At 33.9% G+C, this 15,566-nt stretch carries 14 protein-coding genes and 1 pseudogene; 4 read left to right on the forward strand and 11 right to left on the reverse strand.

All coding sequences use genetic code 11. The annotated features are described in order from the left end of the window. Nucleotides 1-74: 74 nt before the first annotated feature. Together M014_RS0112975 and M014_RS0112980 are read right to left on the reverse strand one after the other, a co-directional pair. Entirely contained in the window at nucleotides 75-815 is a 741-nt protein-coding gene (locus M014_RS0112975; RefSeq protein WP_026592127.1) for a LytR/AlgR family response regulator transcription factor, read from the reverse strand. After that, entirely contained in the window at nucleotides 790-2,565 is a 1,776-nt protein-coding gene (locus tag M014_RS0112980; protein ID WP_026592128.1) for a sensor histidine kinase, read from the reverse strand. The genes M014_RS0112975 and M014_RS0112980 overlap by 26 nt, the downstream gene beginning before the upstream one ends. A 207-nt stretch (nucleotides 2,566-2,772) precedes the next feature. Between M014_RS0112980 and M014_RS29635 the strand changes: the two are divergent. After that, nucleotides 2,773-2,943, forward strand: a pseudogene (locus M014_RS29635) (MFS transporter); the annotation flags it as partial. Between the two features lie 105 nt (nucleotides 2,944-3,048). Here the strand turns inward: M014_RS29635 and M014_RS0112985 are convergent. Both M014_RS0112985 and M014_RS0112990 read right to left on the reverse strand, forming a co-directional pair. Further along, entirely contained in the window at nucleotides 3,049-4,119 is a 1,071-nt protein-coding gene (locus M014_RS0112985) for a nitric oxide synthase oxygenase (protein ID WP_026592129.1), read from the reverse strand. Between the two features lie 351 nt (nucleotides 4,120-4,470). Further along, the gene (locus M014_RS0112990; protein ID WP_026592130.1) at nucleotides 4,471-5,061 is read right to left on the reverse strand and encodes an AmiS/UreI family transporter; all 591 of its coding nucleotides are present in this window, start codon (nucleotides 5,059-5,061) and stop codon (nucleotides 4,471-4,473) included. Between the two features lie 481 nt (nucleotides 5,062-5,542). Between M014_RS0112990 and M014_RS0112995 the strand changes: the two genes are divergently transcribed. Continuing rightward, entirely contained in the window at nucleotides 5,543-5,956 is a 414-nt protein-coding gene (locus tag M014_RS0112995) for a hypothetical protein (protein ID WP_026592131.1), read from the forward strand. Between the two features lie 143 nt (nucleotides 5,957-6,099). Here M014_RS0112995 and trhA read toward each other — a convergent pair whose 3' ends face one another. After that, nucleotides 6,100-6,747, reverse strand: coding sequence for a PAQR family membrane homeostasis protein TrhA (gene trhA / locus M014_RS0113000; RefSeq protein ID WP_026592132.1), 648 nt, complete (start codon nucleotides 6,745-6,747; stop codon nucleotides 6,100-6,102). 154 nt (nucleotides 6,748-6,901) lie between these two features. Between trhA and M014_RS0113005 the strand changes: the two genes are divergently transcribed. Then, nucleotides 6,902-7,462: a DUF1836 domain-containing protein gene (locus tag M014_RS0113005; protein WP_026592133.1), complete on the forward strand. Its 561-nt coding sequence runs from the start codon at nucleotides 6,902-6,904 to the stop codon at nucleotides 7,460-7,462. A gap of 122 nt (nucleotides 7,463-7,584) precedes the next feature. Here M014_RS0113005 and M014_RS0113010 read toward each other — a convergent pair whose 3' ends face one another. The 6 genes from M014_RS0113010 to M014_RS0113035 all read right to left on the reverse strand — a co-directional run bounded on the left by M014_RS0113010 (nucleotide 7,585) and on the right by M014_RS0113035 (nucleotide 14,146). After that, nucleotides 7,585-8,199, reverse strand: a complete 615-nt coding sequence (locus tag M014_RS0113010) for a hypothetical protein (RefSeq protein ID WP_026592134.1) — start codon at nucleotides 8,197-8,199, stop codon at nucleotides 7,585-7,587. Beyond that, nucleotides 8,189-8,740 carry a sigma-70 family RNA polymerase sigma factor gene (locus M014_RS0113015; RefSeq protein ID WP_026592135.1) on the reverse strand — a complete coding sequence of 184 codons (552 nt, stop codon included), beginning with the start codon at nucleotides 8,738-8,740 and terminating at the stop codon, nucleotides 8,189-8,191. Before M014_RS0113015 ends, M014_RS0113010 begins: the two co-directional genes overlap by 11 nt. 106 nt (nucleotides 8,741-8,846) lie before the next feature. Then, nucleotides 8,847-10,292: a DEAD/DEAH box helicase gene (locus tag M014_RS0113020; RefSeq protein WP_026592136.1), complete on the reverse strand. Its 1,446-nt coding sequence runs from the start codon at nucleotides 10,290-10,292 to the stop codon at nucleotides 8,847-8,849. Nucleotides 10,293-10,453: 161 nt separating this feature from the next. Next, a complete protein-coding gene (gene dctP, locus M014_RS0113025) occupies nucleotides 10,454-11,731 on the reverse strand; it encodes a C4-dicarboxylate transporter DctP (protein ID WP_026592137.1) in 1,278 nt (425 codons plus the stop codon). Nucleotides 11,732-11,856: 125 nt separating this feature from the next. Continuing rightward, complete coding sequence (locus tag M014_RS0113030) at nucleotides 11,857-12,555, reverse strand: response regulator (RefSeq protein ID WP_026592138.1); 699 nt, start codon at nucleotides 12,553-12,555, stop codon at nucleotides 11,857-11,859. Continuing rightward, the gene (locus M014_RS0113035; protein ID WP_026592139.1) at nucleotides 12,545-14,146 is read right to left on the reverse strand and encodes an ATP-binding protein; all 1,602 of its coding nucleotides are present in this window, start codon (nucleotides 14,144-14,146) and stop codon (nucleotides 12,545-12,547) included. The genes M014_RS0113030 and M014_RS0113035 overlap by 11 nt, the downstream gene beginning before the upstream one ends. Before the next feature lie 87 nt (nucleotides 14,147-14,233). Between M014_RS0113035 and M014_RS0113040 the strand changes: the two genes are divergently transcribed. After that, a complete protein-coding gene (locus tag M014_RS0113040; RefSeq protein ID WP_026592140.1) occupies nucleotides 14,234-15,307 on the forward strand; it encodes a DctP family TRAP transporter solute-binding subunit in 1,074 nt (357 codons plus the stop codon). Nucleotides 15,308-15,566 lie beyond the last annotated feature (259 nt).

Consider the following 15,566-nt stretch of genomic DNA (forward strand, 5'->3'; position numbering starts at 1 on the left):
TTCCGTTAACCGATAAATGGCATAACTATCGGAATAACAACTACTGTTACAGCAATGCTTGCCATCACTGCTTCTTAAATACGAAGCAGCTTTTTGAGTTCCTTTGCATATGTCCGACTTACCGGTACTTTGGAAGTATCTTTCATAATCAAATTATAAGTGGAATTAAACCAAGGCTGTATTTCTGAAATATGATTGATATTCGCAATAAAACTACGATGAACGCGCATAAAACTTGTTTGTGGTAATTTTTTTTCTAAAATAACAAGTGTATCATGTGTTACATATGTTTCTCGAATCGTCTTTACAGTTACTTTCCCATCAACGAGCCCTACATAAACGATGTCTTCAATATTCACAAGTACAATAGATTCCTCTATTGGCAACGCAAGCTTATGCATCTCAGCAGTTACGTCTGGTACCTTCACGTCTTGCTTTTTCTCTGTTTCACTTTGCTTTCGTTTCTTATATTTTTTCAGCGTCTGTGCAATTCGCTCTTCATCAAATGGTTTTAAAATATAGTCTAACGCATCCACTTCGAATGCTTGCAGCGCATATTGATCATACGCTGTTGCAAAAACAATGGCCGGCGGGTTCTTCATTTTCTTTAATATATTTGCAATCTCAAATCCATTATCATCTGAAAGCTGAATATCTAAAAAAACAAGATCCGGTTTACTACCCATCAGCTGTTCTAATGCATCTTCTACACAATCTGCTTCCTCAATTACGTCAACTTCCTTTGTTCGTTGTAATAGATACTTCAACTCATCTCTTGCTAACATCTCATCATCTACTACTAATACCTTTAACACTACTTCCTTCCTCCCTTACACTTTGAATCGGAATTGCAAAGAAGATCTCTGTTCCTTTTTCTAGTTCACTCTTAATATGAAGTATTGTTCCCTTCCCAAATAACCCTATTAATCGCTCATTGATGTTATATAAAGCTGTTCCCGTTCCTTTTTTTGATGGTACAACAGCTCTTCCTAATTGCTCTAAGCGCTCTTGTTCAATTCCCTGACCATTATCTTTCACTTTAAAGTGAACCATGTTCCCTTTAGCATGAGCATAAATCTCTACCTGACAAATAGGTTGTTTTTTCGGAAAGGCGTGACGAAGTGCATTTTCCACTAATAACTGTAATACAAATGGTGGCAATAAAACTGTCTGTAATCCTTCTTCAATATACGTTTTCACCTCATATTTATTTGGGAACCGTGCTTGTTCTAATGATAAATATGCATGTACATGATTCAGCTCTTGCTCTAATGGAATAAGTAACTGACGTGCTCCCTGTAAATTACAGCGAAAATAAACGCTAAGTTGTAATAACAGCTTCCTTGCCTTTTCTACATCTGTGCGGCATAAAGCTGATACTGTATTAATCGCATTAAATAAAAAGTGCGGATTGATTTGTGCTTGCAATGCCTTTATTTCTGCATCTTGAAGTAATTTACTTTGTAGTTCTGCCTCGCCTAACTCAAGCTGTGTAGAGAAAATCTTTGCTAATCCTTCTGCTAATTCCTCTTCTACACGACTTAATCGGTTCGGGTTTTTAAAATACAGCTTTAATGTCCCAATTGTATTCCCATGTGACGTTAACGGAATAACCACCGCTGCTTGTAATGGGCAACCTTCATGCTGACACTTAATAGCCACCCTCGATTTCGCTTTCATTATTTTCCCTGTGTTTAACACTTCTTTTGATAGTCCTGTAATTAGGCTATGAGAAGGAATATGATGATCGGATGCTAGCCCAATATGCGCTAATATTTTTTCAGTATCGGTTAAAGATACCGCATCTGTCCCTGTAAAGCGATGGATAATTTGTGCCACATGTTTACACGATTCCTCCGTTAAGCCTTGCCGAAAATAAGGAAGGGTCTTATCTGCGATACGTAGTACTTTATGTGTTTGCAACGCTCTCGCATTTTCTTCTTGGCGCAAAATAGCTTGTACCATCGAAAGTAAAATATAACTACCGAAACTGTTTACAAGAATCATAGGTAATGCGATCGTTTTCACAACATTAAAACCATCTTCTACAATAAACAAAATCATAACCATTTCTAAAGTAACAATAAAAACACTTAAAATAGCTGACATTTTAGGTGTAATGACACGATTATACTTTCGGAAAATATACCCAATATAGCCAGTAATAATTCCTGCCAAAATAGATGAAATTGCACAGCTAAGAGCTGTCGTTCCCCCAAGCATATAACGATGAATACCAGCAATAAATCCGACGCCTATTCCGATAATCGGGCCACCTAATAATCCACTAATTCCAACACCCATAATACGCGTATTGGCAATCGTACTTGATGAAGAAACACCTTGCAGCCAATTTTCATTCATAATTGTATTTCCTGCAATCTCAATTCCCGTGTAATTGCTTAGAATTGCAAATAACGAAAAAATACAAATAAGCATCAGCTTGTCTTTATATCCATCCTGTTTATGAAGAATGCGCCGAAATGTTTTAATATGTGAAAGTAAAAAACCCAATATAACAATTAATCCAACGCGCTCAATCATCATAAGTACTAAATCTAGCATCCGTGATTCATCCTCTGTTTGTTTAGTTAGTTTTATTATCGGAAAATAGTGAAGGTACCGTCAAGGAGAACACCGTATATTTCATGTGATTTTATAATATAAGGCATTTAAAATAACACATATTATTTATCTGACAACAAAACTCAAGAATACTAAAACTAAAGCAATATAATTACAGTCCTTTAACACAGCCCCGTGAGGTTGAGAAGGAAATCGGAATATAAGAAAGAACTACTCCAAAAGGAACGAAAGGGCACTTTAACAGTTGCTGAATTTGAAACACTGAAGCATATAAAAAAGTTCCCACTTTGCAAATTATTTTTAAATAACAAAGTAACAATGACAACATTCGGGCTCATTATTATGTCATTTATTCAATTGGGCTTATCACAATGCTAGTATGTGTACCGGAGACAAAAGGAAAAGTACTAGACTAAACCTAATCAAAAAAGCATTGAAATTCTTCATTTCAATGCTTTTTTATTATTTATGAAAAAAATTTGGAGTTAGAATATCATTGGGATAAGGTTTGTGATAAATATGAGTTGTAGCCGGCGATAATGGTGGAATGAGCCAGACCCAGTTTCCCGTCACAACGCGTCCACAAGCAGCTTCTTGCTTTTCAAATTGTGCAAATTGCTGCGCTGCTGTATGGTGATCAACAATACTTACTCCCTGTTTCTTGAACGAATGTAAAACAGCTATATTTAACTCTACTAACGCTTTATCTTTCCATAGTGTACCGTTTCTAGATGTATCCAGGTTCATCATTTCTGCAACAGCAGGTAGTAAATTATAACGATCATGATCTGCTAAATTACGTGCACCAATTTCTGTTCCCATATACCAGCCATTAAAAGGAGCAGCGGTATAAGAAATACCTCCAATCTCTAGACGCATATCTGAAATCATTGGTACTCCATACCATTTTGCCCCTAAAGATGCAAATGGATATTCCGGATGCTCAATCTCAACCTCTTTGACCTCTTCTTTAGGAATTCCTCTATATACAGGTTCTCGTCCATCAATAGAAAATACGAGTGGCAATACATCAAAACCTGTATCTTCCCCATGCCAACCCAGCTCCTGACAAAACGCAGTAAATGGAACTGAATGGGAATCACCAATCACTCCCATTTCTGTTTCATATCCCGCATAACGAATCAACTGATGATTATAAATTCGAATATTATTTTGTTCGCCATTATACTGCTTAAAAATTGTAATCGTTGGTTTAATTTTCCCGTTATTCGTTGCATATCGAATATGATGAATAAGTGCATTATATACACCTTCCTCATCATTCACTTCACGGGCATCTAATATATGCATTTTATTCCAAAACAATCTTCCAATACATCGATTACTATTTCTCCATGCCATACGTGCACCATGGACAAGTTCCTCAAAAGTATGCTCATACGTTCCTGTCGCTTCTACTTCCGATGCAATTTGAGTGAGACGTTCTTCTATTTGCCACTCTCTCCCTAACTCTTCATAACAAGTCGTAATAAACTTCCTTGCCTCATCTATTAATTCTTTCACTTTATTCATAAGCAATCTCCTTCTATTTCAACAAGACACTATTACTTTACAGTATAAGCAAAAAGAAGTGTAGTAACAAACCAAATCAAGCTACACCTCTAGAAGATTTAACAGCACTATTAAATGAATCTTTCGTAAGTCCCCGCGTTACAATTGTCACATCATATCCAGCTCGCAAGAGGGTTTCTACTAATCTTTTCCAAAAATCCTTGTTTCGCCTAATACTAATATCTTTTTCACATTCATCATTCCCCAGTTATTTTCATTTCTATGGCGACTGAATAAATGATTATACTTAAATTTATTACCACATAAAAAAAGAAGAGAATCCGTATAAATTCTCCTCTTAGTGTAAAACAATTATTGTACTCGATATTTAAAAATGCAATAACAAAAATATAAAATGGAAAGCACTGAAACATAAATCCATACCTGATATACAAGTTGCGTTCCCCATACTCCCATAAAATAAAGAAGAGACGGAAACGTAAGTGTTACCCAAGATTGTACAAATGCTATTCTTCCAAGGTATTGATTTATATTCTTTTTTTGTACGTTTAATACAAAAAATAAATACCAAAGAAGTGCCCACATAAACCAAGTTAGTGCATTAACGATGTCTTGAAATTGAACAAACGATACAACCATATAGAATAATGCAACAATTGCTACCCATAAGGAAAACCATCCTAGCCCATTACCACTCATACCTGTAATAAATGTGATACCTACATATAAATAAGTCAATCCAAATAAGAAAGTGGCTGCATATGAATACACAGTCCAATTACTTTGATCAGAGATCATAATAAGATAAAACGGAATTACAATTTGTAGCACTCCTACAAATAAATTAAAAACCCCTGCACTTTTTTCCTCTGCTTTTCCTAATATAACGAGACTATTTAAAAACAACACCGCACCTGAAAGTAATAATCCAACGTACCCCATATATATTCGTGTGAAAATCATATTTTTCCACACCTTAACCTCCTTATAACGTAAAATCCTACTAGTGATATTGTCCTACCCATTTCAAATTGCATACACAAGGCACAACTATTATTTCATGTGTACTAACATTTTTTATCTAAAAATAAGTCAGACTTCCTACCTTAGAACAGAAAGAAAGCCAAGGAATGCAATCACTGTATCATATAATTAAAACGTTTTCAAAATAGTATATTTCTTTCTAATAATAAATAAAATCCATTTCATATAACACACTCTGAAAACAATAACATCATCATAACAGCATTACCTCTAAAAATAAATGTCAAAGACACTGGAATAAAATTCAAAAACCTATATTATTCTCCGCCCATTTCTTTTAGAAATAAGTAGAATCAATCATTTTCCTTATAGCAAACTAACATCTCTATCATAAAATATCGTAAGCTAAAAATTTATGTTTTATGAAAGGGGAGATCATATGCCTAAACAAGTAGTCCACTCAACAGGTGTATTAACACGTGAACCCCAAACAGCTTCTATCCAAATAAATATTGTAAACTTGGATAGAAATTATGCACATTCTATTAATGTAGAGATATTAGATTGGTCCAACCATTCTAATCCAGTACAACTACCAATTCTAGTTGGAGAAAATAAAGTGGTAACTTTCCCATACTACTTGGATAGTGGAAATTTAGCAGTTTTATATGCAGATTTAGATGATAAAATTAATCTTTATGAAATTCGTATCACTCACTTCGATCATTCCAATATTATTACAAATTGCTTCGGACGCAGCTCATCTTCATCTACAGCTCAAGAAGGTGATAAAGTATATCATAAGCAACTCGTTCGAGTTCATCAAGGATATATTCCTCATCAAATCCTGTAATGAACGCGCACTTAATTGAGCAAACTTAGCATCACCTTATCTTCGGTTGATTCTAAGTTTGCCGTCCCCCATACCCTTCCTACTAAAAAGGCCACATACCTCTCGATATGTAACCTTTACATAAATAAAATTTATTAATTCAACTAAATAACATAACAATATACACATATAAAGTGGGCAAGACTACCTAATAGCACAAAAACATGAAAAATTTCATGATGCCCCATATATTTAAATTCTAGCCATTTTGGTTTTGCTCCGTAAATAAATCCACCAATCGTATAAAAAACGCCACCAATTACTAAAAACAACATACCCTCTATACTTAGATTTTCCGATAGCGGTGCAAAGAATAAAACGATTAACCATCCCATCATAAGATAAATTGCTGTTGATAACCACCTTGGACAATTAAACCAAAACATTTTAAAAACGATACCACACACAGCGGTTACATAAACTAAGACGAATAATAACAAACCATTTGCAGTTTCTAATGTAATTAAACAAAAAGGTGCATATGTGCCTGCAATTAAGATGAAAATCATAGAATGATCCAGTTTTCTAAAGAAATAAATAACACGTTCACTTGCTACAACACTGTGATACACGGTCGAAGCTGCGTAAAGAATCATCATCCCTACTCCAAATAGAATCACCGCTGAAATTGTAGAAACAGATGGCATTTTTACAGAGACTTTTACAAGCATAGCTAGTAAAGCAACAAATGATAAAACGGCACCCCCTAGATGGGTAAACGCATTAATCGGCTCCCTCACATAAGCATTCACATTAACAACTCCTCATATAATTACATGTAGTTTTGATAACTACGTGTAATTATATACACAATACATATAAAGGTCAACATTTACAATTCATTTGTTTCGTAATACCATATTAAAAGATAAAGTGTACATTATTCCTACAAAGGTGAGGGTTTATATGGAAAACATAAAGAACTTACTCGAAACATTACATTTAGAAAAAAACATTACGCTTGAAGATATCCCTAATGTGGATTTATATGTAGATCAAGTGGTTCAACTATTTGAAAACAGCTACGGTAATACAACACGAACAGAAGATGAAAAAGTGCTTACAAAAACGATGATTAATAACTACGCAAAAGGAAAATTGTTTATCCCCATAAAAAATAAAAAATACTCAAAAGAACATATGATTTTAATTAGTTTAATTTATCAATTAAAAGGCGCCCTCTCAATTAATGATATTAAAAGTGCTTTGGCAAATCTCAACGAGAAAATAATAAACGAAGATACTTTTGAACTAGACACCCTCTATAAAGATTATCTTGAACTCACAAAAATAAATGTTGAAAACTTTAAAAAAGACGTAGATAACCGATTGGCTGAGTTAAAAGCTACTACTCCATTTGAAGATAAAGAGTTGGAAAAATTCTTACTGCTAACCTCATTTGTAACAATGAGCAATATGTATAGACGCTTAGCAGAGAAATTAGTTGATGATTTAAAGAACTCTTAAACATAAAAAAGAGCCATCTATTTCGATGGCTCTTCTTCATAGAGTTTTTACTGATAGCGATCTAAAAATTCAGATATACGACGATGCACATACATTTCATTTTCTTTCTTTGTAAATCCTTTTTAATGGTCTCTTTTCGAATGGATCTCCCTATCAAAATACTTAGCTATAACATCTCTATCTGAGTTATTAATAACCATATTAATTCTTCCTTGTAAATACCCATACAACATCCAGCTCGAACACTCTCTTAATTGATTATACTTGTCCTTTTTAGCTTTAAAACATAATACCGTATAGTCTTTTCTTATTTTGTAATAGTATTTAAAGATATCATCATAATCAATAATATATGCCCTTTGAATTTGATAAAGCTCCTTTACTTCATAAATCATAATTTTATGTCTTGTTCCAAAAACGACGAATCGACTTCCTACATCTATAAGCGCTAATGGCATTACAGCATAGTCTGCTGAACACATAATTGCGCCCAAATGATGGCCGCCTGTAGCTTGTGCTTGAAATTGTAATTCGATAAATTCGTTTTCTTCTAATTCATTATTTGCCTTTTCTTCTATCTCTTTAAAATTTTCTCTAGCAATTCGTTTTCTAATATCTTTTTTCTTATTCTCCAAATTCCCAATAAGGCGCTCCCCTATTGCTTCAAATTGGGATATTTCTTGTTCATCCCACTGCTCGAAAACAATTTGATCGATACTATAGTTTTCACAATTCATAATACCCCTCCATTACTCTTTTTAATTTTTGCTTTCCCCTTGATAATCTTGTATACACTGCACTTGTACTCATATGTAGTCCTTTTGAAATATCCTCTATACTCTCATCAGCAATATACCTTCGATAAAAAATATTATGGTCTACATCATCTAGCTGATGAATTGCTTGTAAAACAAACTCTTTTTCCTCTTCTTTGAGTAATACTTTTTCTACATCTCCATCATCTTGTAGAATCAGTTGCTCTATTGTTTGTTCAATATGCTTTTGCTTAAGTTTCCTTTTATAATCTAGCGCCTTAAACTTTGCAATAGAAATAATCCAGTTCTTAAGCTGTCCTTTTTTAATTTGAAAGCTGTCTATTTTATACCAAAGTATGAGGAGAACATCGTTATAACACTCTTCAATTTCTACTCTTTCATGGCGCTCCCCTAATACACTTCCAATTACTCCATAAATCAACTTACTATATTGAAGAATCAATTGATCCAATGCTTCTGTATTTTGTTTTTTTATTTCATCTACTAATTCCCTATCATCCATATTCGCTCCCCCTTCACTTATATATACGAATGTAATAAATATATTCTTACATGATTTCCTTATTTTTCATAAAAAAACTACCCACCTGTTAGATGGGTAGTTCCATTTACTTAATCGCCTCGTGAACTTTTAACTGCTTACCTTTTATCGTCGTATTCTTCATCACTTTTAAGACAAGAGGACCTTTACCATTTAATATATCAACATAAGAAACATTATCTTGTATTGTAATAATTCCTATATCATCTGCTGTGACACCTGGGATTTTAGCAATTGTACCGACAAAATCTACCGCTCGAATCTTCTTTTTCTTCCCACCGTTAAAGTACAGCTTCATAATATCTTTATTTAACCCTACATTTTTCTCTTTTTTCATAATTGGTTTAGCGTTTATTTTTTCTTCAAAAGCTATCTTTCCTTTTGTAACATCCTCTTTTGATGGAGCATCTATTTGTAGAATCTCAAAACCAATATATTCTTCAATTTCAGTCAAGAATCTATCTTCATAAGGCGTTACGAATGTAATTGCTTTTCCACTATTACCAGCACGTCCTGTTCTCCCTGTCCGGTGTACATAACTTTCTTTTTCTAATGGAATATCATAATTAATAACATGAGTAATATTCTCAATATCAATTCCTCGCGCCGCTACATCTGTCGCAACTAAATAACGGAATTTCCCTCTTTTAAAATCATCCATTACTGCAAAGCGATCTTCTTGTACCATGCCGCCATGAATCTTATCACAAGGGTATCCAGAGCGTTTTAACTGTCTAAATACATGGTCTACATTTTCTTGTGTACGACAGAAAATAATACAGCTATCTGGATTTTCAACTGTAGTTATATCTTTTAAAAGTGAAAACTTTTCTTCCTCTCTCACATTCAAAAGACTATGTTCAATTTTATCTGTCGTAATACCAGATGCTTTAATCTCAATGTTAATTGGCGACTTCATATATGTACGAGATAAATTTTCAACGTCTTCTGGTAATGTAGCAGAAAATAGCATTGTCATTCGATTTATAGGTAATTCATCAATGATTGCTTCTACTTGATCGATAAATCCCATATTTAGCATCTCATCTGCCTCATCAATCACTAAATATTTCAGACGCTCTAAAGAAAAAGTTCCCTTTTCAATATGATCTAACACACGTCCAGGAGTTCCAACAACAATATGTGTTTTCTGCTTTAATTCTAATTTTTGACGTGCAAAAGGTGATTTTCCATAAACAGCTGTTGCCTTAATCCTTTTAAACCTTCCTATATTCGTTATATCCTCTTTTACTTGCACAGCAAGTTCCCTCGTTGGTGTAAGTATTAATGCTTGCGGCTTATTTTCTTCCCATTTGACCATTTCACAAAGTGGGATACCAAAAGAAGCTGTCTTTCCGCTTCCCGTTTGTGATTTCACAACAAGATCTTTCTTTTCTAGTGCAACTGGGATGACTTTCCCTTGAACTTCTGTTGGTTGCTCATATTTCAAGCTAGTAAGTGCTCTTACAATTTCCTTACTTAATGGGTAATCTTTAAAACTTCTTTTACTCATGTACTAACCTCATTTTGTTATATAGTATATTCTTTTATGTATTTTTCACCATTGTGTAAATATCATATGCATTATTTCATTATACTTGAATCCGCCCTCAAATCGGGATTAATATATTTCAAAATAAAAAGCAGACTTATCATTAAGTCTGCCTTCCTATCCTATACAGCTTCCTTCGTCTCCTTCAATACTTTCATATCAGAAATTGCCTCTGCATGCCTTGTTTCATCGAATTCATTTTCACTTTTTGCAACAACGATTGTAGCAATTCCATTCCCAATTAGGTTTACAATCGCTCTTCCCTCACTCATAAAACGATCGACACCAAGAAGTAATGCCAATCCTTCTAAAGGAATAACCTTTAGTGCCGCTAAAGTAGATGCTAACACAATAAATCCACTTCCTGTTACACCAGCAGCGCCTTTAGACGTTAACATAAGTACTAAAATAATAGTGATTTGCTGCCCAATTGTTAAATCGACACCAAATACTTGTGCTAAAAAGACAACTGCCATGGATAAATAAATAGACGTACCATCCAAGTTAAAAGAATAACCAGTCGGAATAACAAGGCCAACAACAGATTTTGAACAGCCATATCGCTCCATCTTATTCATCATTCTAGGAAGTACAGATTCCGAAGAACTTGTTCCTAATACAATTAATATTTCATCTCGAATAAATTTCAAATAATTCCATAAGCTAAAACCATATATCTTACAAATAATATTTAAGACAACAAACACGAATAGAAACATCGTTATATATACTGACATCATTAATTTCCCCAGTGGCACAAGCGAAGCTAGCCCAAAGTGACCGATTGTATATGCCATAGCACCAAATGCCCCAATTGGTGCTGCCTTCATTACATAGCCAATAATGTTAAAAAATACGTGTGAAAGCTTGTCTAGGAAATCAATCACCGATTTTCCCTTTTCTCCAAGTGCAGCTAGCCCAACACCAAATAAAATCGAAAAGAATAATACCTGTAAAATATCACCCTTAGCAAACGCATCAACCATATTCGAAGGAACAATATGAGTAATAAAATCAATCCAATTAATACCCTGTCCCCCGCCTTGTGTATATTTAGATACGTCTCCTTTTGCAAGTTCATTAAAGTTAAGACCTGAACCTGGCTTCATAACATTTACAACGATTAATCCAACAATAAGTGCAAATGTTGTCACAACCTCAAAATAAATAAAAGCTTTTCCCCCAACCTTACCAACCTTCTTCATATCTCCCATTTTGGCAATACCAAGTACAATTGTTAAGAAAATAATTGGCGCAATTACCATTTTTACAGCATTAATAAACGTATCGCCTATCGGCTTCATTTCTTTCCCAACACTTGGCCATATAAGCCCAACTAATACACCGAGTGCAATCGCTGTTAATACTTGAAATGTTAAATTTTTAAATAGTCGTTTCACCTTTAACTCTCCTCCCCTTCTTCACGTTTAAAAACTTTCCCATCCTTATGTTTTACATAATGATAGCGTTTCCAATAAAAGGTGAGAAGTTTATGGTCATAACGAATATTTTGGTCATTTTGGTCTCACTTTTCTACATCACGATACACATAACGATTGACTGGTCTCCCAATCCCTCCATATTGAACTGCTAAATGAATCAAACCTCTTTTTTCTAAATAATCCAAGTAGCGCCGAGCAGTAACTCTAGCTATTCCAATTGCACTTGCTACCTCCTCTGCAGAACGAGGTTCATCTTGTTTTTTTACATATTCTTCGATTTCATTCAATGTAAACTCGTTTAATCCCTTTGGCAAATTACTTGCTGTTTTCTTAGAACGTCCAGAATATAATAATAAATCCAGCTGTTCCTGCGAAATCGCCCCAGTTTCCTTCAAACTCATTCTATATCGTCGATATTTTTCTAATGCTTGTTGAATTCGGTATAGCTTAAAAGGCTTAATAATATAATCCATTGCCCCATTTTGAAGCATAAGTTTAATCGTTTCCCTATCTTTTGCAGCAGAAACAACGATTACATCTGTTTCTAACTCAAGTTTTCTAAATTCCTGTAATACCTTAATACCATCCTTTTTCGGCATAAAAATATCTAAAATAACGAGATCTGGATTCACTTTTTGAACGATGTTAATCCCCTCCTCGCCATTATTAGCAACAGCCACCACTTGAAACCCCTTTACACTTCTAATAAATTCTTTATTTACTTCCTGAACCATCGGATCGTCTTCAACCAATAGTACTTTGATTTCCTCTTTATATTTCATACAATTCCGCCCCCATCTCCATTGGAAAAGTAATGATAAAAGAAGTTCCTTCACCTTGAAAAGATGAAATGTTAATCTCTCCTCTTCCCTTTTCAACAATTTGCTTTACTAGAAAAAGTCCATAGCCTGTTCCACCAATCTTATTCACAGTAAATCCTTTCTCATACACTTTTGGTAAATGCTCCTCTTTTATTCCACATCCATTGTCCTCAATTAATATTGCACATACATCTTCAGACTGCTCAATACTAATATCAATTCTTTTATTCTCTACCTCAGTTTGCTCAAATGATCCAAAGGCATTTTCAATTAAGTTACCTAGTAATACAACGAAATCATGTTGATCCAGTTGATAAGGAAATACTTCTAAATAACTATTTTGGTCAATTACGACCTGTATCCCTAATTCCTTTCCCCGACTTACTTTGCTCAAGAGGAGACCAGCAATAGCATCATTTTTAATCGTTTCATTTAAAAAGTTTGTTACACTTCCTTGTTCTTCTGAAGTGTGGAAAGCAAGTTGCAATGCCTTATCGGCTTTGCCAAGTTGAATTAAACCTGCTATTGTATGAAGCTTATTCATATGCTCATGACTTTGTACTCGAAGTGCCTCAACAAAGGTTTTCACTCCTGTTAATTCCTCTGCAAGCTTCGTAACTTCAGTGCGATCTTGAAAGATTGCCACAGCTCCAATCAGTTCATTATCTTTCTTGATTGGTATGCGATTACTTAGAATTACCTTTCCACTTACTTTTATCTCTTCATTGTATACTGCCTGATTCCTCTCAACGATTTCTGGAAGTCTTGTATCCTTTAAGACTGTACGAATGGGCTTCCCTACAACATTTCCATCTACATGAAAAACCTGCTTTGCTTTTTCATTAAAAATAGTAATAATCTCTTGATTATCAATTGCAATCACACCCTCATTAATCGAATGAAAGGTTGCTGTTCGTTCTTCTAACATCCGTTTAATTTCATAAGGCTCTAACTGAAACATCTGTTTTTTAATATGATTAGCAAGCATCAATGAACCCATCAATCCAAATATTAAAGTTAATATGACAATAAAAGTAATTTCTTCTGCTAATCCCAGCATAATCTCCCAGAAATTCGGTATTTTATTTCCAACAACAACAACACCAATTTGATTTAAATTTTGATCCTTAATAGGCATAAAAGCACGAATTACAGTACCTATCTCTCCTTTTGCTTTTGAAAAGTAAATATGCTCCGCAAATGCCGCTTCTTCATCCGTCCCTTTTGATGGCCTTCCAATCATTTCTTTTACAGGATGCGAATATCGAATTCGCTCCATATTCATTACTACTATATAGTCTGTTTCATTAATTACTCGTATATTTTCAATAGCCGGGTTCAGTGTAAACCACCCCGTTGCTTCCTGAAGTGATTTCTTTACATCTGATAATTCCGCCACTGTCCGCGCCGTATTCATTGATCTAATTCTTAATTCTTTCTCTTCCTTTTGTTGAATATTTGCGATGATAACAATTCCACCAATGAGTAATGAAAAAATAACTACTGCATAGGATAAAATTGTAATTTTCCAGCGGATAGGCAATTGTTTCACTGTTCGTTCCCCTTTCCCCTAAAAGCACCTTTACGAATAAAAATCTTCTCGGTATGCTTACAATAACGACCCACGAGGAGGTTTAAAATGAAAAAAATAGCTACTTTTATACTCCTTTTTATTGTTTTAATTACTAGCGCGTTATTTGTAAAGTTTCAAAGTCCTTTTTCCCAAGGGAAACTTGCATATGATGATGACCAAGAAGGACTAAACAAACAAATTGTTTTCAAATTTAGTCATGTTGTAGCAGAAAATACACCTAAAGGACTTGCAGCTAGTAAATTTGCTGAGCTTGTTAACGAAAAATCAAATGGTAATATAAAAATAGAAATTTTTCCAAACGGGAGTCTCTATTCTGATATAGAAGAAATTCGCGCTTTAAAAGCTGGACAAGTTCATTTTATTGCCCCTTCTACCTCAAAACTTGGAATGTTATCTCACGAATGGGGCGTGCTAGACTTGCCATTTGCCTTTCCAAGTTATGAGGCCATTCAAGAAGGCTTAAACGGAAAAATTGGAGAGCAATTACTTCAATCCTTACAAAAAGATAAGATTAAGGGGCTTGCCCATTGGTCGAATGGCTTTAAACAAATTACTTCAAATAAAGGACCTATTTATACCCCTAAAGATATACAAGGACAATCCTTTCGCATTATGCAAAGTGATGTTATCCAATCTCAATTTGATTTATTAAAAGTTGATGCACATCAAGATTCATTTAATTCTACATATAAATTAATTGAAACTGGTAAAGTTGATGGTGAAGAAAATACAATTTCAAATATCTACTCTAAAAAATTTTATAACGTTCAAAACTATTTGACAATTAGTAATCATGGTTATTTAGGCTATGTTGTAATGATGGATCAAAAAACGTGGAATCAACAAACGGAAAAAACGAAGCAAATATTACTTGAAGCAATGAGAGAAACAACCGAATGGAACAACCATCAATCCATCCGAATGAATGAAAAACAACTTGAACTTATTAAACAAAACTCATCCATCCAAATTCATACACTAACTGATGTAGAAAGAAAAGAATGGGAAGAAGCATTATCTCCTATATACGAAGATCTTACTCCTACAATTGGAGAGCAATTGGTAAATGATTTAAAAGAATTAAAAGAGAAATATCAAGTCCTTGAAGATAATAAATAACAAAAAAAGAAGGAGATTTTAAGCACCTTTCTTTTTTTGTTATTCCATTATTATATTTCAAAATATTATTTGACATTATCAATTAAACTTTAGTCATATATCTTTCAAAAACGAACAATATAAAGATAAAACAACAGATTAATTCGGTATTATTTATGATATTTTAAAATTCCACCCCTATATTTGATAAATAAACACTAAAATCTTTGACTTAATAAAAAAAATAATGTACATTATTTTTTGGACGAACATTTTCTTT

The organism is Bacillus sp. UNC437CL72CviS29 (assembly GCF_000482345.1).
GTDB lineage: Bacteria > Bacillota > Bacilli > Bacillales > Bacillaceae_G > Bacillus_A > Bacillus_A arachidis.